We start from the raw sequence: 17990 nt of genomic DNA on the forward strand, positions 1-17990 counted from the left end.
GGCTTAGACCCTCCCCAGGGCGAAGCCCTTGGCGATATAATTCCGCACGAACCAGATGACCAATGCGCCGGGGATCAGCGTCAGCACGCCGGCGGCGGCGAGCAGGCCCCAGTCCATGCCGGCGGCAGAGACCGTTCGGGTCATGGTGGCGGCGATTGGCTTGGCGTCGGTCGTGGTCAGAGTGCGGGCGATCAGCAGTTCGACCCACGAGAACATGAAGCAGAAGAAGCAGGCGACGCCGATGCCGCTCGCGATCAGCGGCATGAAGATCTTCACGAAAAAGCGCGGGAAGGAATAGCCGTCGATATAGGCGGTCTCGTCGATCTCCTTCGGCACGCCGGACATAAAACCTTCGAGGATCCACACCGCCAAAGGCACATTGAACAGGCAATGCGCCAGCGCTACCGCGATATGGGTGTCGATCATGCCGAAGGCCGAATAGAGCTGGAAGAACGGCAGCGCGAACACCGCCGGCGGCGCCATGCGGTTGGTGAGCAGCCAGAAGAACAGGTGCTTGTCGCCGAGGAAGCGGTAGCGCGAGAAGGCGTAGGCCGCCGGCAGCGCGACCGCCACCGAGATCACCATGTTCATCACCACATAGGTGATCGAATTGATGTAGCCCGAATACCAGGACGCATCGGTGAAGATGATCTTGTAATTGCGCAGCGTCGGCTCGTGCGGAAAGAGCGTCAGCGAGGAGATGATCTCCTGGTTGGTCTTGAAGCTCATATTGATGAGCCAGTAGATCGGCAACAGCAGCACGATGATGTAGATCGTCGGCACGATCCACCACCAGCGCGATTCCTCGCCGCGGCGGCGCATGAGCTTCGCCACCTCGTCCTGCGACAGCGTGCTGCCCACCTCGGTCACCGCCGCTTCGCTCACGCGCGTCGTCTCGTTGGCGCTCGCCATCTCAGCGCTCCGCGTCGTAATTGGTCATCACGGTGTAGAACACCCACGACAACAACAGGATGATGAGGAAGTAGACCAGCGACATGGCCGCCGCCGGACCGAGATCGAACTGGCCGAGCGCGGTCTTGACGAGGTCGATCGACAGGAAGGTCGTCGAATTGCCGGGGCCGCCGCCGGTGACGACGAAAGGCTCCGTGTAAATCATGAAACTGTCCATGAACCGCAGCAGCACAGCAATCAAAAGCACGCGCTGCATCTTCGGCAATTGGATGTAGCGGAACACCGCCCAGCGCGAGGCGCCGTCGATCTTGGCCGCCTGGTAGAAGGCATCCGGGATCGAGACCAGGCCGGCATAGCACAGCAGCACGACCAAGCTCGTCCAATGCCAGACATCCATGACGATGACGGTGACCCAGGCGTCGAACGGATCCTGGACGTAGTTGTAGTTGAAGCCCAGCGCGTTGACATAATAGCCAAGCAGGCCGATGTCGTTGCGGCCGAACACCTGCCAGATCGTGCCGACGACATTCCACGGAATGAGCAGCGGCAGCGCCATCAGCACCAGGCAGACCGGCACGCCCCAGCCCTTCTTCGGCATGTTGAGCGCGATGAAGATGCCGAGGGGCACTTCGATCGCCAGGATGATGAAGGAGAAGATCAGGTTGCGCACCATCGCTTCCCAGAAGCGGTCGGAGTGCAGCAGTTCCTCGAACCATTCGGTGCTGGCCCAGAAGAAGACGTTGTTGCCGAACGTGTCCTGCACCGAATAGTTGACGACCGTCATCAGCGGGATGACGGCCGAGAACGCCACCAGCACCAGCATCGGCAGGACAAGGAACCAGGCCTTGTTGTTCCAGGTCTTGTCCATCTATGCCCCGATCTCGACGCGCCAGGAATCGGCATAGATGTTGATGCCGGCCGGATTGAAGCGGACTTTTGGCTCGGCCGGCACCTCGTCGTCCTCGCCGATTACAGCGGCGATCTCCCTGCCCTCGAGATTGGCGCGAACCACCTTGTGGCGGCCGACATCCTCGACCTTGCTGACCTGCACCGCCATGCCCTCGCGGCCGAGCCGCACATATTCGGGGCGGATGCCGAGCTCGACAGCTCCGGCCTCAGCCTTCGGCACGCCCGGAAGCTCGATGCGCTGCGCGCCGAGCTTCGCCGTCCTGCCGTCGAGCGACACCGGCAGCACGTTCATGCCCGGCGAGCCGATGAAGTAGCCGACGAAAGTGTGGCGCGGACGCTCGAAGAGTTCGGCCGGCGTGCCGATCTGGACGATCTCGCCGTCATACATGACCACGACGCGGTCGGCGAAAGTCAGCGCTTCGGTCTGGTCGTGCGTGACATAGACCATGGTGTAGCCGAAGCGCCGATGCAGTTGCTTCAACTGCGAGCGCAGCACCCATTTCATATGCGGGTCGATCACGGTGAGCGGCTCGTCGAACAGGATGGCGTTGACGTCGGAGCGCACCAGGCCGCGTCCAAGCGAGATCTTCTGCTTCTGGTCTGCGGTGAGCCGGCGCGCCTTCCTGTTCGCCATCGAAGCGAGATCGATCATGTCGAGCGTCTCCCGCACCTTGCGATCGACATCGGCTTCGGGCACGCGGCGATTGCGCAGTGGGAAGGCCAGATTGTCGTACACGGTCATGGTGTCGTAGATGACCGGGAACTGGAACACCTGCGCGATATTGCGCTCCTGCGTCGACAGATTGGTCACGTCCCGACCGTTGAACAGCAACCGGCCATGCGAGGGGTGCAGCAGTCCCGAAATGATGTTGAGCAAGGTGGTCTTGCCGCAGCCCGACGGCCCGAGCAGCGCGTAGGCGCCGCCATCCTCGAAGGTGTGATGCACTTCCTTCAGCGCGAAATCGGAATCCTTCTGCGGGTTGGGCAGGTAGGAGTGGCGGATGTGGTTGACCTCGATGCGCGCCATCGTTTTCTCCTCAGGCCGCCAGCTTCGACGCCGTCACGGCGCGGCCGTTCTGGTCGAACACCATGATGTGGCGCGGGTCGATGAACACTTCGACCTCGTCGTCCGTTTCGAAATCGAGAATGCCATGCGCAAGCATCACCCAGCGCGCATCGGCGAAATCCAGATGAACGAAGCTTTCCGAGCCGGTGATCTCGGTGATGGTGACCTTGGCCCGCACCGGCACGGCGCTGGCGTTCGGGCGCTCCAGCGACAAATGATGCGGCTGGAAGCCGATCGTGTAGCTTGCGTCCGGGATACCGTTGAGCTCCGGCGGCACCGGCAGCTTGACGCCGCCTTCGAGCAGGAAGTCCGATCCCTTCTTGGAGAGCACGATGGCGTTGAGCGGCGGATCGGCGAAGGTCCTTGCCGTCACCAGGTCGACCGGCTTGCGGAACACTTCGACGGTCGGGCCGAATTGCGTGACGCGGCCTTCCGAGAGCGTGGCCGTATTCCCGCCGAGAAGCAGCGCTTCGTGCGGCTCGGTTGTGGCGTAGACAAAGATGGTTCCGGTGGCGGCGAACATCTTCGGCAATTCCGCGCGCAACTCTTCGCGCAGCTTGTAGTCGAGATTGGCCAAAGGCTCGTCGAGCAGCACCAAGCTGGCATTCTTGACGATGGCGCGGGCAAGCGCGGTGCGCTGCTGCTGTCCCCCGGACAGGCTGAGCGGCGTGCGCTCGAGATAGGGCGTCAGCTTCAACAGCGCCGCCGCGTTGCGCACTTCCTTGTCGATCCTGGCCTGCTCGACGCCGGCGACCCGAAGCGGCGAGGCGATGTTCTCGTAGACGGTCATCGCCGGATAATTGATGAACTGCTGGTAGACCATGGCGACGTTGCGCTTCTGCACCTTCTGGCCGGTGACGTCCTTGCCGTCGAACCAGACCGAGCCCGACGTCGGCGCGTCGAGCCCCGCCATCAGCCGCATCAGGCTGGTCTTGCCGGAAAGCGTCGGCCCGAGGAGCACGTTCAGCGAGCCATGCTGAAGCGTCAGCGACACGTCGCGGATATGCTCCTGCGCGCCGACCGTCTTCGTCACGTTCCTCAGTTCCAGCATCACGCCTCCTCCCAGGCCTTGCGCATCAACGGACGATCCTCATTCCGCCGCCGCGACATGGCGGCTGCTCAGTCCGCGCATGAATTCTTCCAATGCCGCCGCCTGCTCGCGGCTGAAATGCAGGCCGCGCTTGGTGCGGCGCCACAGCACGTCCTCGGCGGTGACCGCCCATTCGTTTTCGGCCAGATAGCGAACTTCTGCCTCGAAAAGGTCGGCGCCGAAATTGCGGCCGAGATCGGCATTCGACTTGGCAAGCCCGAGCAGCTTTTCCGCGCGCGTGCCGTAAAGCCGGGTGAACCGGCGCGCCAGCCGCTGGTCGAGGAACGGATAGGTACTCTTCAGCCTGGCGACCTGGGCGTCGAAACCGGTCGCGGGAAAATCGCCGCCGGGCAGCGGCGCGTCATGCGTCCACGGCCTGCCACGCTTGCCGAGAAACCCTTCGATCTTCTCCAGCATCGATTCCGCCAGCCGGCGGAAGGTCGTGATCTTGCCGCCGAAAGCGTTGAGCAAGGGAGCTGCGCCCTCCCCGCCATCGGCCTTCAGCACATAGTCGCGCGTCGCTTCCTGCGCCTTGGAGGCGCCGTCGTCATAGAGCGGGCGCACCGCCGAATAGGTCCAAACGATGTCGGCGCGCTTCACCGGTTGCGCGAAATACTCGCTCGCCGCGGCGCACAGATAGTCGATCTCGGCGTCGGAGATCTTCACGTCATGCGGATCGCCCGGATAGTCGCGGTCGGTGGTGCCGATCAGCGTGAATTCTTCCTCATAGGGAATGGCAAAGATGATGCGGCCATCCTTGTTCTGGAAGAAATAGGCGCGCGGATCGTCGAACTTCTTGCCAACCACGATATGGCTGCCTTGGACAAGGCGGACATTGTGGACCTCGTTCTGGCCGACGGCGGCCGAGAGCACGTGATCGACCCAGGGACCGGCAGCGTTGACCAGAAGCCGCGCGCGCACCTCCTCGGTTTCGCCGGTAAGAACGTTCTGCACCTTGACGATCCAGGTCGCACCGTCGCGCCGCGCGCTGACAACCTTGGTGCGGGTACGAATAATGGCGCCCCGGTCGGCCGCGTCACGCGCATTCAGCGCCACCAGGCGCGCGTCATTGACCCAACCGTCCGAATATTCGAACGCCTTGCGGAACAATGGCTTGAGCGGCTTGCCGGCCGGATCGCTCGCCATGTCCAGCGTTTTCGTCGCCGGCAGCAGCTTGCGCCCGCCGATATGATCGTAAAGAAACAGCCCGAGCCGGATCAGCCAGGCAGGCCGGAGGCCCTTGGCGTAGGGAAGCACGAAGCGCATCGGCCAGATGATGTGCGGCGCGTTCTTCCACAGAACCTCGCGCTCCATCAGCGCTTCGCGCACCAGCCGGAACTCGTAGAATTCAAGATAGCGAAGGCCGCCATGAATGAGCTTGGTCGAGCCGGAGGAAGTCCCGCTCGCCAGATCGTTCATTTCGGCGAGGTAAACTGAAAATCCGCGGCCAACGGCGTCGCGAGCGATGCCGCAGCCATTGATACCGCCGCCGATGACGAAAATGTCATGGATCGGGAATGCGTCCAAAGAATCCTCCAACGATTTCGCATTGCACCATTTTTGTGTTTTTGCGAAACCGTAGCGGGATTATTTCGAACTCAAATCGAATGTCAAACGAAATATCACAGCCGCGTGAGCCACGGCGATGCGCGCCTACTCAAGCGCTGTCTCGATCAGCCGGACCTCGATCTCCTCGCAAATCCGGCGGATCGAGGCAATGTCGCAGCGGTCGGTGATGAAGGTGTTCACCTGCGAAAGATGGCCGATCCGAACCGGCGCCGTGCGCTCGAATTTGGTCCGGTCGGAGACCAGGATGACGTGGCGGGCATTGGCGATGATGGCCTGCGCCACCTTCACCTCGCGAAAATCGAAATCGAGCAGCGCGCCATCATGGTCGATCGCCGAGGCGCCTATGACGGCGTAGTCAACCTTGAACTGACGGATGAAATCGACGGCCGCTTCGCCGACGACGCCACCGTCGGAACCGCGCACCACGCCGCCGGCGATCACCACCTCGATCGTCGGGTAGATGCGCATCCTGTTGGCAACATTGATGTTATTTGTGATGACCATAAGCCCGTTATGGTCGAGCAACGCCTTGCTGACGGCCTCAGTGGTGGTGCCGATATTGATGAACAGCGAGGCATTGTCCGGGATCAGCCGCGCCGCCGCGCTGCCGATCGCCTCCTTCTCGTCGGCGGCGATCTTGCGGCGCGCCTCGTATTCCATGTTCTCGATGCCGGACGGGAACAGCGCGCCGCCATGGATGCGGGTGAGCAGGCGCTGATCGCAGAGATCGTTGAGGTCCTTTCGGATGGTCTGTGGCGTCACGTTGAAATGCGTCGCAAGGTCATCGACCAGCACCCGGCCATGATCTTTCGCCCTCTGGACGATCTCGGCATGGCGTGGCGAAAGAAACATCGCGCGTCCTCCATTTTCGTTTTTTCCGTCTATATCGGAAAACGAAAGCGAAGAAAAGGCATAAGCCGGCTAACGAAAATCAACTGATTGCAAAAGGCAAACCAGTGCGGAACACGTCTGCTGCCTCAGGATGAGCGCCGCGCAATCTCGGATATGACGTCGAACGCCGCGTCGACATCGGCCGCCGTCGAGTCGAATTGCCCCGCCTGAAAGCGGATCGCCACGCGCCCATCGACCCGCGTTTGCGTCAGGTAAATGCGGCCATCTGTGTTGATGGCGTTGACCAAGCGCAGATTGTGCTCGTCCGGGTCGGCACCTGAAGGCGCTTGGTGCCGGAACGAGAACAGCGAAAGCATTGGCTCGCTGACGAGCTCGAAATCCTCTTCCCTGGCAAGGCGCGCGGCAAGCCCTGCGCTCCAGACGACATGATTGCGGATCATGGTGCGCAGACCCTCGAGGCCATGGGCACGCAGCAGGAACCAAAGTTTCAGGGCGCGGAAGCGGCGGCCGAGCGGCACCGACCATTCCGAATAGTTGATGATGCCGTCATGACCCAGCGTCTTCAGAAACTCCGGCTTGATGGCCAGCGTGCGCACGAGATCTTCCGGTTGGCGGACGAACTGGATCGAGCAATCGAATTGCGCGCCGAGCCACTTGTGCGGATTGAAGACGATGGAATCAGCGCCTTCGACGCCGGCCCAGAAATGCCGGTACTCCGGGCAGATCATCGCCGACCCGGCCCAGGCGGCGTCGACATGCAGATAAAGCCCGTGCCGCTTCGCGACCGCGGCCACCGCCGCGATGTCGTCGGTTCCGCCGGTGCTGGTGCCGCCGACGCAGGCGATGATGCCGGCCGGCAGCAGGCCGGCCTCGCGGTCGGCGACGATCGCGGCCTCGAGTGCGTCCGTATCCATCGCACGAAAACGTCCGGAGACCGGGACGCGGACAAGATTGTCCTCGCCGATGCCGGAAACCCAGATGGCGCGGTCGATCGAGGTATGGACCTGGTCGGAGGAATAGACGCGCAGCTTCTCCTGCCCGGCCAGCCCCTTTTTGTTGCCCTGCCAGTCAAGCGCCCGCTCGCGCATGGTGAGCACCGCCGCAAGCGTCGCCGACGAGGCCGAATCCTGGATGACGCCGGAAAAGCCCTCGGGCAGGCCAAGCGCCTGGCGCATCCAGTCGACGATGCGCGTCTCGAGCTCTGTCGCTGCCGGCGAGGTCTGCCACAGCATGCATTGCGCGGCCATCGCCGAGACCAGATACTCCGCCACGACCGAAACCGGCGCGGCATTGGCCGGGAAATAGGCGAAGAAGCGCGGATGCTGCCAATGCGTCATGCCCGGCACGATCTTCGCTTCGAAATCGGCGAAGATCCTGTCCATCGGCTCGGGCAATTCGGGTGGCGAGGTCTCGATGCTCCTGAAAATCTCGCCCGGCGCGATTGCCGGCCGCACCGGGCGGTGGCGCAAGCCGGCGCGGTAATCGACGCCCCAATCGGCCGCCCGCCTCGACCAGTCGCGGAATTCCTCATTGTCCATATTTTTCCTCCCAGCGGCTGTCGAAGATAGCCGGCCGGCCGAACCGCTCTCGGAAAGCCCTACCCCGGAAAATCCGGCAGATTTGAAAAAGCGATTTTCAGCGCCTTGGACCAGCCGTCCGAAATGGTGCGGTAGTAAGGATCATCATGGCCGATCCGTCGGTTCAGCCCCACCCTGAGCGCATCCTGTTCGAGGAACAGCAGATCGAGCGGCAGCCCGACCGAGAGGTTGGATTTCAGCGTCGAATCGAACGACACCAGAAGCAGCTTCACCGTTTCGGCCAGGCTCATTGTCCGGTCATAGGCGCGGATGATGATCGGCTTGCCGTATTTCGTCTCGCCGATCTGGAAGAAAGGCGTGTCGTCGGTCGACTCGATGAAATTGCCTTCCGGATAGATCATGAACAGCCGCGGCGGGCTGCCCTTGATCTGGCCGCCGAGGATGAAGGAGGCATTGAAGTAGGAATCCGCCTTGTCGCCGTTCGGCGAGGCATGTTCTATCACTTCCTTCACCGTATCGCCGACCAGCCGCACTGTCTGGTACATGGACGGGGTTTCGAGCAGCTTCGGATGACGGTCGCCGGCGGCCTTGTTGCGTTCGTCGAGAAGGCTGACCACGGCTTGCGTCGTGGCAAGATTGCCCGCCGACATCAGCACGATGACGCGCTCGCCGGGCTGTTCCCACACATGCATCTTCTTGAAGGTCGAGATCGAATCCATGCCGGCATTGGTGCGCGTGTCGGACATGAACACGAGCCCGCGATCGATCTTGAGGCCGACGCAATAGGTCATGGTCGCTCTTCTGCTAAAGCAATTCCAGGAAAGCGGGCAGCGGTTTTCCGCCCTGAATTGCGTGAAAACAAAGAGATAGAGCGGTTCGGCGATTCTATCAAACGCTGAACCGCTCCAGCGATTCCGGAGCAGATTACTGCTCTACCGTGACGCTGACGGCAAGCTTCTCTTGCGCCTGTCCCAAGAGTATCCCCGACACCGGCGAGGCGTCGCGATAGTCGCGCCCCGTCGCCACCCGCACATAACGTTCGTCGGGAGAGATACCGTTGGCCGGGTCGAAGGCAACCCATCCGAGCCCGACGACATAGACCTCGGCCCAGGCGTGGCTCGCGGCCTGTTCGACGGCCGCATCCATCATCAGATAGCCGCTAACGTAGCGGGCGGGAAAACCGAGGGCGCCGGCTGCCGCGATGAAGATGTGGCTGTGGTCCTGGCAGACGCCGGCCTTCAGCGCCAGCGCTTCTTCCGCAGGCGTCACGACGCTGGTCGTGCCCGGCCTGTAGGCGACGCGCTCGCGGATGGCGCCCATCAGCCGGTGCAATCGTTCGATCTCGGTGCCCTGCCCGGCCGCGCCGGCAAGTTCGCGTATGCCCTCGCCGGCAGCGGTAAGCTGCGTCTGCTGTGCGAACAGCCAGAGCGGCGCAAAGCCCTGATGCGGGCCGGTCACGCCCGCCGTGTCATGCGTGGTCACGTCTCCGGCCGCCTCGACGATGATCGAGTTCTGGCCGCTCTCAGCGCTCGCAAGCCGCGTGTCATTGCCGAAATGATCGGTGAAGCGCACCTCCTCGCGCGCGCCTTCCACCTTGATCGCCCAGGGGCCGACGGTCTGCGTGCGCCCGCTGGAAGGGATCAGGCGCAGCCGCTGCAGCAGATACTGCACCGGCTGATCGTAACGGTACTCGGTGCGATGGGTGATCTTGAGCCGCATAGCGTTCGCCCTCGGCTGTACTCAATAGAACCGGTAGTCCTGGGCGATCTCGTCGCCCAGCCTGGTGTTGTCGCGAATGAACTCGTGCAGGAACTCGTGCAGGCCGTGATCGAATATGTCTTTGATCGAGCCCTTCCTGAGCATCGCCTGGATCTTCTCGGCCGTAGCATGGCAGGCATGGCGCTCGCCGTAATCGTCGGCGAGGAATTTCAAATGCTCGCCGAGGAAGCGGTAGCAGAAGGTCAGCGAGCGCGGCATGCGCACATTGAGGATCAGATAATCGGCGATATTGGTCGGCTTATAGTCGGCTTCATAAACCCAGCGGTAGGAGCGGTGCGCCGACACCGAGCGCAGGATCGACTCCCACTGGTAGTTGTCCAGCGTCGAGCCGACCCAGGACAGCGAAGGTAGGAGCACATAATATTTCACGTCGAGGATGCGCGCCGTGTTGTCGGCGCGTTCGACATAGGTGCCGAGCTGCGAGAAATCGAAAATCTCGTTGCGCAGCATCGTGCCGTAGAACGAACCGCGGATCAGCGCCGTCTCGCGCTTGATGGCATCGAGCACCGTCGGCAGGTCGCGTTCATCGACGGGCCTCGCCAGCATGCGCTTGAGCGACATCCAGGCTTCGTTGATGCTTTCCCAAGTCTCGCGCGTCAGCGCCGTGCGCACCATGCGGGCATTGTTGCGCGCTGTCTCGATCGACGACATCGTGCTCGACGGGTTCGAGGTGTCGCGCAGCAGGAAATCCGAGACGTTTGCGGCGGTGTAGTCCTGGTATTTCTGGCTGAAGGCGATATCCGAACCGGCGCTGAGCAGCACCGAGTTCCACTCTTCGGATGCATCCTGGGTGCGCGTCAGCGCCATGCGCAAGCCGGCATCGACCAGGCGCGCCATGTTTTCGGCCCGCTCGATATAGCGGTTCATCCAGTAGAGACCGTTGGCGGTGCGGCCAAGAAGCATGTCAGGCCCCTAGGGCTAGCGAATAGGGAGTAGCGAATAGCGAACAGGGAAGAATACGTTTCATAATTGTTGCGTCCCCCTGCTCGCCTCAGTCATCCAACACCCAGGTGTCTTTCGTCCCGCCGCCTTGTGAGGAATTGACCACCAGGGACCCCTCCTTGAGCGCGACGCGTGTCAAACCGCCCGGCACAATCTGGATACGATCCGAAACCAGCACATAAGGCCGAAGGTCGACATGGCGCGGCGACAGGCCCTTTTCGGTCAGGATCGGGCAGGTCGACAGCGCCAGCGTCGGCTGGGCGATATAGTTCGAGGGCTTCGCCTGCAGCTTCTTGGCGAACGCCTCACATTCCTTCTTGGTCGCCGCCGGGCCGACCAGCATCCCGTAGCCGCCCGAGCCGTGCACTTCCTTGATCACCAGCTCGCCGATGTGCTCGAGCACATATTTCAGGCTGTCCGGCTCCGAGCAGCGCCAGGTCGGGATGTTGCCGAGGATCGCCTTGCGGCCGGTGTAGAACTCGACGATCTCTGGCATGTAGGAATAGATCGCCTTGTCGTCGGCGATGCCGGTGCCAGGCGCATTGGCGATCGTGATGTTGCCGGCGCGGTAGACATCCATGATGCCCGGCACGCCAAGCGCGGAATCCGGCCGGAAGGTCAGCGGATCGAGGAAGTTGTCGTCGACGCGCCGGTAGAGCACGTCGATCTGCTTGTAGCCTTCCGTGGTTCGCATCGCGACATGGCCGTCGACGACGCGCAGATCCTGCCCTTCCACGAGTTGCACGCCCATCTGGTCGGCAAGGAACGCATGTTCGAAATAGGCCGAGTTGTAGGAACCCGGCGTCAGCACCGCGATGGTCGGCGTGCCCTTTGCGCTTTGCGGCCTGACCGCGGCCAGCGACTGGCGTAGGAGTTGCGGATAATTCTCGACCGGCCGAACCTTGATTTTCTGGAACAGCTCCGGAAAGAGCTGCATCATCGTCTCACGGTTCTCCAGCATGTAGGAGACGCCCGACGGCGTGCGGGCATTGTCCTCCAGCACGTAGAACTCGTTCTCCGAGATGCGGACGATATCGACGCCGATAATGTGGGTGTAGACGCCGGCCGGCGGCCTGACCCCGATCATCTCGGGCAGGAAGGCCTCGTTCCTGGCGATCAGATCCTTGGGTACGCGCCCGGCGCGCAGGATCTCCTGGCGGTGGTAGATGTCATCGAGAAAGGCGTTCAGCGCCTGCACGCGCTGCTCGATGCCTTGCGTCAGCCGGCGCCATTCCTGGCCAGAGAGGATGCGCGGGACAATGTCGAAAGGGATCAGCCGCTCGGACGCTTCCTGCTCGCCATAGACGGCAAAGGTGATGCCGGTCTTGCGGAAGACGCGCTCGGCATCCTGCATCTTCTGGGTAAGCCTGGCCGGGTCCTGCTCCTTCAGCCAGCGATCGTAAGCCTCATATGGTCTTCTCAATCCGGAGACTTCCGGAAGCATTTCGTCGAACGCTGCCAATCGCGTACTCCCCTCTGAGGTCATTTCACTGGCCCCGCCGGAGAAAATCAAGCGCAATCGGTGATTTAGGAAGCCGTGACGGCCACTCTATGCAAATTGCCTAAAATCAAGGCATGGACAGCAAGGCCGGGTCAGCTCCTGCTTCCCGGAGGGGCACAGACAGGCCCGGTCAGAACGCCCGGAAGGTCACGATGGTGAAGGTGTCCTTGATTCCAGGCAGAATCTGCACCCGCTCGTTGACGAAATGGCCGACGTCTTCCTCGTCGTCGATATAGAATTTGGCAAGCAGGTCGTAATTGCCCGCGGTCGAGTAGATCTCGGAGGCGATCTCGGCATCGGCGAGCGCGCTGGCGACCTCATAGGACTTGCCCAGGTCGCACTTGATCTGCACGAAAAATGCCTTCATTGCCCGGTCCTGCCAGCCTGCTTCATGAATAAGCGGCCCTTGTGGCAGACTGCTGCCCGGCTTTCAAGCTTCACGCGCCGCGCACCTCGAAGAGCACCTGATCCCGCTTCCCCACGCCGAAATGGCGAAATCTTCGCAACCCGATGAAACCACGCCATGCCGCGACGCGTGTGTTAGAATCGTTCGCCAAGCGAATTCCGGGAGGCAGGCCATGCGCCGCGCATTGTTCGCACTAGCACTTGTTCTGATGTTGATAGGCTCGCTTGCTTTCGCCGGCGACGCCGAGATCAAGGCCGCGCAGACGGTCATCGACAGCCAGTTGAAAGCCTTCATCGCCGATGACGGCGCCACCGCCTACAGCTTCGCCGCGCCGAACGTGAAGCAGATCTTTCCGAGCGTCGACACCTTCATGAACATGGTGACGAATGGCTACGCGCCGGTGCGCAAGCCCCGATCCTATTCCTTCGGCAAGGTGGAGGAGACCGCGCCCGGTTCGATCGTCCAGCAGATGCTGATCGTCGGGCCCGACGGCAAGGATTATGAGGCGGTCTATACGCTGCAGCGGCAGGCGGACGGCAGTTTCAAGATCACCGGCTGCAGCCTGCGCGCTGCGACCTCGGTCAGCACCTGAGCAATATCGGGAAAATGCGAAGCGATTTTGCGTCCGCAATTGCGTCAAAACAAATGCGGCGTCAAAGCGCCGGAATATCGCCCCGGATCCAACCTTCGGTGATCTCGGCGGCGCGCGCTTCGAAGGCTTGCGCCTCGATGGCTGCCCGGATGTCCTGCATCAGCTTCTGATAGTAGGACAGATTGTTCCAGGTCAGCAGCATGGCGCCGAGCGCTTCCTGCGAGCGCACCAGGTGATGCAGATAGGCGCGCGAATAATCGCGCGCGGCCGGGCAATCGCTTTCCTCGTCGAGCGGCCGCGGATCGTCGGCATGGCGGGCATTCCTGAGATTGACCTTGCCGCGGCGCGTGTAGGCAAGGCCGTGGCGGCCGGCGCGCGTCGGCATCACACAGTCAAACATGTCGATGCCGCGCGCCACCGATTTCAATATATCGTCCGGTGTGCCGACGCCCATCAGGTAGCGCGGTCTGTCGGCCGGCAGCTCCGGGCAGGTGATGTCGAGCATCTCAAGCATCACCGATTGCGGCTCGCCGACCGCCAGCCCGCCGACGGCATAGCCCTTCAGATCCATCGCCTTCAGCGCCTGCGCCGAACGCACGCGCAGCGGCGCGCTGTCGCCGCCCTGGACGATGCCGAACATCGCCTTGCCCGGCTGGTCGCCGAACGCCGTCTTGCAGCGCTCGGCCCAGCGCAGCGACAATTCCATGGCGCGCTCGATCTCCTTGGGCTTTGCCGGAAGTGCCGTGCACTCGTCGAGTTGCATCTGGATATCGGAATCGAGCAGTCCCTGGATCTCGATCGACCGTTCCGGTGACATTTCGTAAGCTGCGCCGTCGATATGCGAGCGGAAGGTGACGCCCTGTTCGGTCAGTTTCCTGAGCTTCGACAGCGACATGACCTGGAAGCCGCCGCTGTCGGTCAGGATCGGATATGGCCAGCGCGCGAACTCATGCAGGCCGCCGAGTCTGGCCACGCGCTCGGCGCCCGGCCGCAGCATCAGATGGTAGGTGTTGCCAAGGATGATGTCGGCGCCGAGGCCGCGCACCTGATCCATATACATGGTCTTGACCGTGCCGCCGGTACCGACCGGCATGAAGGCAGGCGTGCGGATCTCGCCGCGTGGCATCGAGACGAGGCCGCGCCTGGCCTTACCATCGTTAGCAAGCACCTTGAAGGAAAAAGTCTTAGCCATTGAATTCCTTGTCGTGCACCGGCGCCCCGGGCGCCTGCTCGTCGAGCGACTGCCGGTAGCGGATGCAGCCGCGCATGAATTTCGGCCATGGCGGCACGGCGATCGACGGCTCGGTCTTTTCCGGCAAAAGGTCCCAGAGATCGGGATGATGCCAGCACAGATCATGCCCGGTCGTGTCGCGATGCGCGCGGATGCCGGCACGCAGCTTCTTCACCTCCGCGATCAGCGTATCGCGGTCCATTTTCTCGAGATCATCATCCATCGCTCGTCTCCGCTCGGTAAAGCAGGCTGGCGTCGCCATAGGAATAGAACCTGTAGCGGTTCTCGACGGCATGCGCATAGGCGGCACGCATCGTCTCGAGCCCGCTGAAGGCCGAGACCAGCATGAACAGCGTCGAGCGCGGCAGATGGAAATTGGTCATCAGCATATCGGCCGTGCGGAAGCGATAGCCGGGCGTGATGAAGATGTCGGTGGGTCCGGACCAAGGCTCGATCCTGCCGTCCGCGCGCGCCGCGCTCTCCAAGAGCCGCAGCGACGTCGTGCCGACGCACACGATCCGCCCTCCCCGCGCCTTGGCCGTGTTGAGCGCCCCCGCCGTTTCCGGGCTCACCGAACCGGTCTCGGCATGCATCTTGTGATCGGCCGTGTCGTCCGCTTTCACCGGCAGGAAGGTGCCGGCGCCGACATGCAGCGTGACGAAGCGGCGCTCGACGCCCCTAACGTCGAGCGCGGCGAACAGCTCCGGCGTGAAATGCAGGCCGGCGGTTGGGGCAGCGACCGCGCCCTCTTCCCTGGCATAGATGGTCTGGTAATCGGCGCGGTCGCGCTCGTCGTCATCGCGCTTCGAGGCGATATAGGGCGGCAGCGGAATATGGCCGACAGCGTGCAGCGCCTCGTCGAGGAACGGCCCGGAAAGATCGAAGCCGAGCAGCGCCTCGCCCCCCTCGCCCTTTTCGAGCACCGTGGCGTCGAGCTGGCCGAGGAAGCAGGAATTCTGATCATGGCCGAAATGGATACGGTCGCCGGCGGCGATGCGTTTTCCCGGCCGCATGAAGGCCTGCCAGCGGTCCGGCGCCACCCGCATATGCAGCGTCGCCTCGACCTGCGCCACCGCCTCGCCGCGCTTGCGCATGCCCTTGAGCTGCGCCGGAATAACCTTGGTGTCGTTGAACACCAGCACGTCGCCTTCGCGAAGCAGCGACGGCAGATCGGAGACGACACGGTCCTGCAATGGTTCGCCCGGTTTGACGACAAGCAGCCGGGCGCTGTCACGCGGCTCCGCCGGGCGAAGCGCGATGCGCTCCTCCGGCAGGTCGAAGTCGAACAGGTCGACGCGCATCAGTAGAGCCGGATGAGCAGCGCCCCGGCAAGCAAGAGCACGGCGCCGGCGACGCGGCCAAACGAGATTTCGCGCACCGCCACGCCAAGGAAGCCGGCGCGGTCGATCAGCATGCCGGCGATCAGCTGGCCGGCGACCAGGAAGGCCATGAGCGCTGCCGCGCCGATACGCGGCGTCAGGATCGTCGACAGCGTCACATAGAAGCCGCCGAGCATGCCGCCGGCAACGAACAGCCAGGGCGCCGGCGCTTTCCAGTCGAGCGAGATGCCCTGCAGCTTCACCACCGCGACGGCGATGATGCCGAGCACGATGGCGCCGGAAAGGAAGGAGAATGCGGCGGCCGCGACCGGAAGGCCGAGGCCCTTCGCCAATTGCGAATTGATCGGCGCCTGGATGGCGATGAAGGCGCCGGACAGGATGCCAAGCAGGGACCAGACAGCGCCCATCATCGTTCCGCCCTTACTTGACGTCGGCCGCGACCTTCAGCGACACGATCTTGTCGGGATCCTGCACCGGCTCGCCGCGCTTGATCTTGTCGACATTCTCCATGCCTTCGATGACCTGGCCCCACACCGTGTACTGGCGGTTGAGGAAGGCGGCGTCGTCGAAGCAGATGAAGAACTGCGAATTCGCCGAGTTCGGGTTCTGGGCTCTAGCCATCGAGCAGGCGCCGCGGCCGTGATTGGCGTTGGAGAACTCGGCCTTGAGGTCCGGCTTGTCGGAGCCGCCCATGCCAGCGCGCGTCGGCGCATAGGTGGGCTTCGAGGAATTGCCGAACTTGACGTCGCCAGTCTGCGCCATGAAGCCGTCGATGACGCGATGGAACACCACGCCGTCATAGGCGCCTTCGCGCGCCAACTCCTTGATGCGGGCGACGTGCCCGGGCGCCAATTCAGGGTACATCTCGATGACGACCGGGCCCTTGGTCGTTTCCATGATCAGCGCGTTCTCGCGGTCCTTGATCTCAGCCATGTCGGAAAATCCTTTTGAAAATTGAGGGAGTTACTTGCTATCGGCGGCGATGCGGACCTTGATCATGCGGTCGGGGTCGGGGACCGTGCCGTTGTCGGCCTCGTCGCCCTTCTTGATCTTGTCGACGAGGTCCATGCCGCCGACCACCTTGCCGACGATAGTGTACTGGCCGTCGAGGTTCGGCGCCGGCGCGAACATGATGAAGAATTGCGAGTTCGCCGAATTCGGGTCCTGCGAGCGGGCCATGCCCACCACGCCACGCGTGAACTGCTCGCTCTGCGAGAACTCGGCCGGCAGGTCGGGAAGATCCGAACCGCCGGTGCCGACGGCTTGCGGGTTGAAACCCTTCTTCATGTTGCCGAACTTGACGTCGCCGGTCTGCGCCATGAAGCCGTCGATGACGCGGTGGAAGGCGACATTGTCATAGGCGCCGTCACGCACCAGCTTCTTGATCTGTGCGACATGCTTGGGCGCCAGATCGGGGCGCAAAGCGATGGTCACGTCGCCATCTTTCAGCGTGATGATCATGGTGTTTTCCTTATCGGCGGCGACGGCCGGCATGGATGCCGCGAAAAGGCCGGCAAGCACGACAAGGAACGAAGCGAGCTTCTTCAGCTGCATAGGGATCTCCGGGAAAGCCTATTTGGTGAACTTGGCGTTGAGCGCGCCGGCGACGGCCGCTGGCACGAATGGGCGGATGTCGCCGCCCATCGAGGCAATCTGGCGCACGAGTGTGGCGGTAATGGTGCGCACCGAGGGGCTCGCCGGCAGAAAAACCGTCTGCAGTTCCGGCGCCATCGTCTCGTTCATGCCGGCCATCTGCATTTCATAGTCGAGGTCGGTGCCGTCGCGCAGACCCCGGATCATGATCGAGGCGCCGTGCTTGCGGGCCGCATCTATGACCAGCCCATCGAAGGAAACGACCTTGATGCGACCGCCGTCGCGGCCGAACTCGTTCTTGGTTGCCGCCTCGATCAGTTCCACGCGTTCCTCGAAGGAAAACAAGGGCTTCTTGCCTGGATGGATGCCGATCGCGGCGTAGACGGTGTCGGCCACCGCCAGCGAGGCTTTCAGCACGTCAAGATGGCCGTTGGTCAGCGGGTCGAAGGAGCCGGCATAGAGGGCGGTGCGTTCGGTCATGGCAGGCTTCTAGAGCAATTCCGGGAAAAGTGTGAGCGGTTTTCCGTCCGGAATTGCGCAAAACAAAAACATGGAGCGGTTCGCCGTTTCCTTGAAACCGTGAAACGCTTTAGCGAGCCTCTCCAACAAAGGCAAATCCTGTCGATTGCGCGACCGTGAACCTTCTCGCGCCGATGAACGACAGATGATC

The 17990-nt window shown here is 62.6% G+C and carries 20 protein-coding genes; 1 reads left to right on the plus strand and 19 read right to left on the minus strand.

Annotation, left to right across the window (positions count from 1 at the left end):
- Window positions 1-3 precede the first annotated feature (3 nt).
- The 12 genes from LB553_RS07260 to LB553_RS07315 form a co-directional block, all read right to left on the minus strand.
- The gene (locus LB553_RS07260) at window positions 4-912 is read right to left on the minus strand and encodes a carbohydrate ABC transporter permease (protein WP_224511931.1); all 909 of its coding nucleotides are present in this window, start codon (window positions 910-912) and stop codon (window positions 4-6) included.
- A gap of 1 nt (window position 913) precedes the next feature.
- Entirely contained in the window at window positions 914-1780 is an 867-nt protein-coding gene (locus LB553_RS07265; RefSeq protein ID WP_224511933.1) for a carbohydrate ABC transporter permease, read from the minus strand.
- A complete protein-coding gene (locus LB553_RS07270) occupies window positions 1781-2848 on the minus strand; it encodes an ABC transporter ATP-binding protein (RefSeq protein WP_224511935.1) in 1068 nt (355 codons plus the stop codon).
- 10 nt (window positions 2849-2858) lie between these two features.
- The gene (locus LB553_RS07275) at window positions 2859-3938 is read right to left on the minus strand and encodes an ABC transporter ATP-binding protein (protein WP_224511937.1); all 1080 of its coding nucleotides are present in this window, start codon (window positions 3936-3938) and stop codon (window positions 2859-2861) included.
- A 39-nt stretch (window positions 3939-3977) separates the two neighbouring features.
- A complete protein-coding gene (gene glpD, locus LB553_RS07280; protein WP_224511938.1) occupies window positions 3978-5504 on the minus strand; it encodes a glycerol-3-phosphate dehydrogenase in 1527 nt (508 codons plus the stop codon).
- 126 nt (window positions 5505-5630) lie between these two features.
- Entirely contained in the window at window positions 5631-6398 is a 768-nt protein-coding gene (locus LB553_RS07285) for a DeoR/GlpR family DNA-binding transcription regulator (protein ID WP_224511940.1), read from the minus strand.
- A 125-nt stretch (window positions 6399-6523) separates the two neighbouring features.
- Window positions 6524-7936, minus strand: coding sequence for a pyridoxal phosphate-dependent decarboxylase family protein (locus LB553_RS07290; protein ID WP_224511941.1), 1413 nt, complete (start codon window positions 7934-7936; stop codon window positions 6524-6526).
- A gap of 59 nt (window positions 7937-7995) precedes the next feature.
- Window positions 7996-8727 (minus strand): peptidase, encoded by a 732-nt coding sequence (locus tag LB553_RS07295; RefSeq protein WP_224511942.1) that lies wholly within the window; start codon window positions 8725-8727, stop codon window positions 7996-7998.
- Window positions 8728-8860: 133 nt separating this feature from the next.
- The gene (locus LB553_RS07300) at window positions 8861-9655 is read right to left on the minus strand and encodes a transglutaminase family protein (RefSeq protein ID WP_224511943.1); all 795 of its coding nucleotides are present in this window, start codon (window positions 9653-9655) and stop codon (window positions 8861-8863) included.
- 21 nt (window positions 9656-9676) lie between these two features.
- The gene (locus LB553_RS07305; RefSeq protein WP_224511944.1) at window positions 9677-10618 is read right to left on the minus strand and encodes an alpha-E domain-containing protein; all 942 of its coding nucleotides are present in this window, start codon (window positions 10616-10618) and stop codon (window positions 9677-9679) included.
- An 88-nt stretch (window positions 10619-10706) separates the two neighbouring features.
- Window positions 10707-12119 (minus strand): circularly permuted type 2 ATP-grasp protein, encoded by a 1413-nt coding sequence (locus LB553_RS07310; RefSeq protein WP_224511945.1) that lies wholly within the window; start codon window positions 12117-12119, stop codon window positions 10707-10709.
- A gap of 169 nt (window positions 12120-12288) precedes the next feature.
- The gene (locus LB553_RS07315) at window positions 12289-12525 is read right to left on the minus strand and encodes an Lrp/AsnC ligand binding domain-containing protein (protein WP_040995065.1); all 237 of its coding nucleotides are present in this window, start codon (window positions 12523-12525) and stop codon (window positions 12289-12291) included.
- 211 nt (window positions 12526-12736) lie between these two features.
- Between LB553_RS07315 and LB553_RS07320 the strand changes: the two genes are divergently transcribed.
- The gene (locus LB553_RS07320; RefSeq protein ID WP_224511946.1) at window positions 12737-13156 is read left to right on the plus strand and encodes a DUF4864 domain-containing protein; all 420 of its coding nucleotides are present in this window, start codon (window positions 12737-12739) and stop codon (window positions 13154-13156) included.
- A 61-nt stretch (window positions 13157-13217) separates the two neighbouring features.
- Here LB553_RS07320 and tgt read toward each other — a convergent pair whose 3' ends face one another.
- The 7 genes from tgt to coaD form a co-directional block, all read right to left on the minus strand.
- Window positions 13218-14348 (minus strand): tRNA guanosine(34) transglycosylase Tgt, encoded by a 1131-nt coding sequence (gene tgt / locus LB553_RS07325; RefSeq protein WP_224511947.1) that lies wholly within the window; start codon window positions 14346-14348, stop codon window positions 13218-13220.
- A complete protein-coding gene (locus LB553_RS07330) occupies window positions 14341-14610 on the minus strand; it encodes a hypothetical protein (protein WP_224511948.1) in 270 nt (89 codons plus the stop codon). Before LB553_RS07330 ends, tgt begins: the two co-directional genes overlap by 8 nt.
- Window positions 14603-15688 (minus strand): tRNA preQ1(34) S-adenosylmethionine ribosyltransferase-isomerase QueA, encoded by a 1086-nt coding sequence (gene queA / locus LB553_RS07335; RefSeq protein WP_224511949.1) that lies wholly within the window; start codon window positions 15686-15688, stop codon window positions 14603-14605. Before queA ends, LB553_RS07330 begins: the two co-directional genes overlap by 8 nt.
- Window positions 15688-16137, minus strand: a complete 450-nt coding sequence (locus LB553_RS07340) for a DMT family transporter (protein ID WP_224511950.1) — start codon at window positions 16135-16137, stop codon at window positions 15688-15690. Before LB553_RS07340 ends, queA begins: the two co-directional genes overlap by 1 nt.
- 10 nt (window positions 16138-16147) lie before the next feature.
- Complete coding sequence (locus LB553_RS07345; protein WP_224511951.1) at window positions 16148-16660, minus strand: peptidylprolyl isomerase; 513 nt, start codon at window positions 16658-16660, stop codon at window positions 16148-16150.
- A gap of 30 nt (window positions 16661-16690) precedes the next feature.
- Window positions 16691-17221: a peptidylprolyl isomerase gene (locus tag LB553_RS07350; protein ID WP_224512277.1), complete on the minus strand. Its 531-nt coding sequence runs from the start codon at window positions 17219-17221 to the stop codon at window positions 16691-16693.
- Window positions 17222-17299: 78 nt separating this feature from the next.
- Complete coding sequence (coaD, locus tag LB553_RS07355; RefSeq protein ID WP_224511954.1) at window positions 17300-17800, minus strand: pantetheine-phosphate adenylyltransferase; 501 nt, start codon at window positions 17798-17800, stop codon at window positions 17300-17302.
- Between the last annotated feature and the right edge of the window lie 190 nt (window positions 17801-17990).

The organism is Mesorhizobium sp. CA8 (assembly GCF_020164955.1).
Classification (GTDB): Bacteria; Pseudomonadota; Alphaproteobacteria; order Rhizobiales; family Rhizobiaceae; genus Mesorhizobium.

Bases quoted from the DNA above. Each gene is read 5' to 3' on its own strand.
- LB553_RS07260 (WP_224511931.1), bottom strand. From the start codon at position 912: ATGGCGAGCGCCAACGAGACGACGCGCGTGAGCGAAGCGGCGGTGACC.
- LB553_RS07265 (WP_224511933.1), bottom strand. From the start codon at position 1,780: ATGGACAAGACCTGGAACAACAAGGCCTGGTTCCTTGTCCTGCCGATG.
- LB553_RS07270 (WP_224511935.1), bottom strand. From the start codon at position 2,848: ATGGCGCGCATCGAGGTCAACCACATCCGCCACTCCTACCTGCCCAAC.
- LB553_RS07275 (WP_224511937.1), bottom strand. From the start codon at position 3,938: ATGCTGGAACTGAGGAACGTGACGAAGACGGTCGGCGCGCAGGAGCAT.
- LB553_RS07285 (WP_224511940.1), bottom strand. From the start codon at position 6,398: ATGTTTCTTTCGCCACGCCATGCCGAGATCGTCCAGAGGGCGAAAGAT.
- LB553_RS07290 (WP_224511941.1), bottom strand. From the start codon at position 7,936: ATGGACAATGAGGAATTCCGCGACTGGTCGAGGCGGGCGGCCGATTGG.
- LB553_RS07295 (WP_224511942.1), bottom strand. From the start codon at position 8,727: ATGACCTATTGCGTCGGCCTCAAGATCGATCGCGGGCTCGTGTTCATG.
- LB553_RS07300 (WP_224511943.1), bottom strand. From the start codon at position 9,655: ATGCGGCTCAAGATCACCCATCGCACCGAGTACCGTTACGATCAGCCG.
- LB553_RS07305 (WP_224511944.1), bottom strand. From the start codon at position 10,618: ATGCTTCTTGGCCGCACCGCCAACGGTCTCTACTGGATGAACCGCTAT.
- LB553_RS07315 (WP_040995065.1), bottom strand. From the start codon at position 12,525: ATGAAGGCATTTTTCGTGCAGATCAAGTGCGACCTGGGCAAGTCCTAT.
- LB553_RS07320 (WP_224511946.1), top strand. From the start codon at position 12,737: ATGCGCCGCGCATTGTTCGCACTAGCACTTGTTCTGATGTTGATAGGC.
- tgt (WP_224511947.1), bottom strand. From the start codon at position 14,348: ATGGCTAAGACTTTTTCCTTCAAGGTGCTTGCTAACGATGGTAAGGCC.
- LB553_RS07330 (WP_224511948.1), bottom strand. From the start codon at position 14,610: ATGGATGATGATCTCGAGAAAATGGACCGCGATACGCTGATCGCGGAG.
- queA (WP_224511949.1), bottom strand. From the start codon at position 15,688: ATGCGCGTCGACCTGTTCGACTTCGACCTGCCGGAGGAGCGCATCGCG.
- LB553_RS07340 (WP_224511950.1), bottom strand. From the start codon at position 16,137: ATGATGGGCGCTGTCTGGTCCCTGCTTGGCATCCTGTCCGGCGCCTTC.
- LB553_RS07345 (WP_224511951.1), bottom strand. From the start codon at position 16,660: ATGGCTGAGATCAAGGACCGCGAGAACGCGCTGATCATGGAAACGACC.
- LB553_RS07350 (WP_224512277.1), bottom strand. From the start codon at position 17,221: ATGCCGGCCGTCGCCGCCGATAAGGAAAACACCATGATCATCACGCTG.
- coaD (WP_224511954.1), bottom strand. From the start codon at position 17,800: ATGACCGAACGCACCGCCCTCTATGCCGGCTCCTTCGACCCGCTGACC.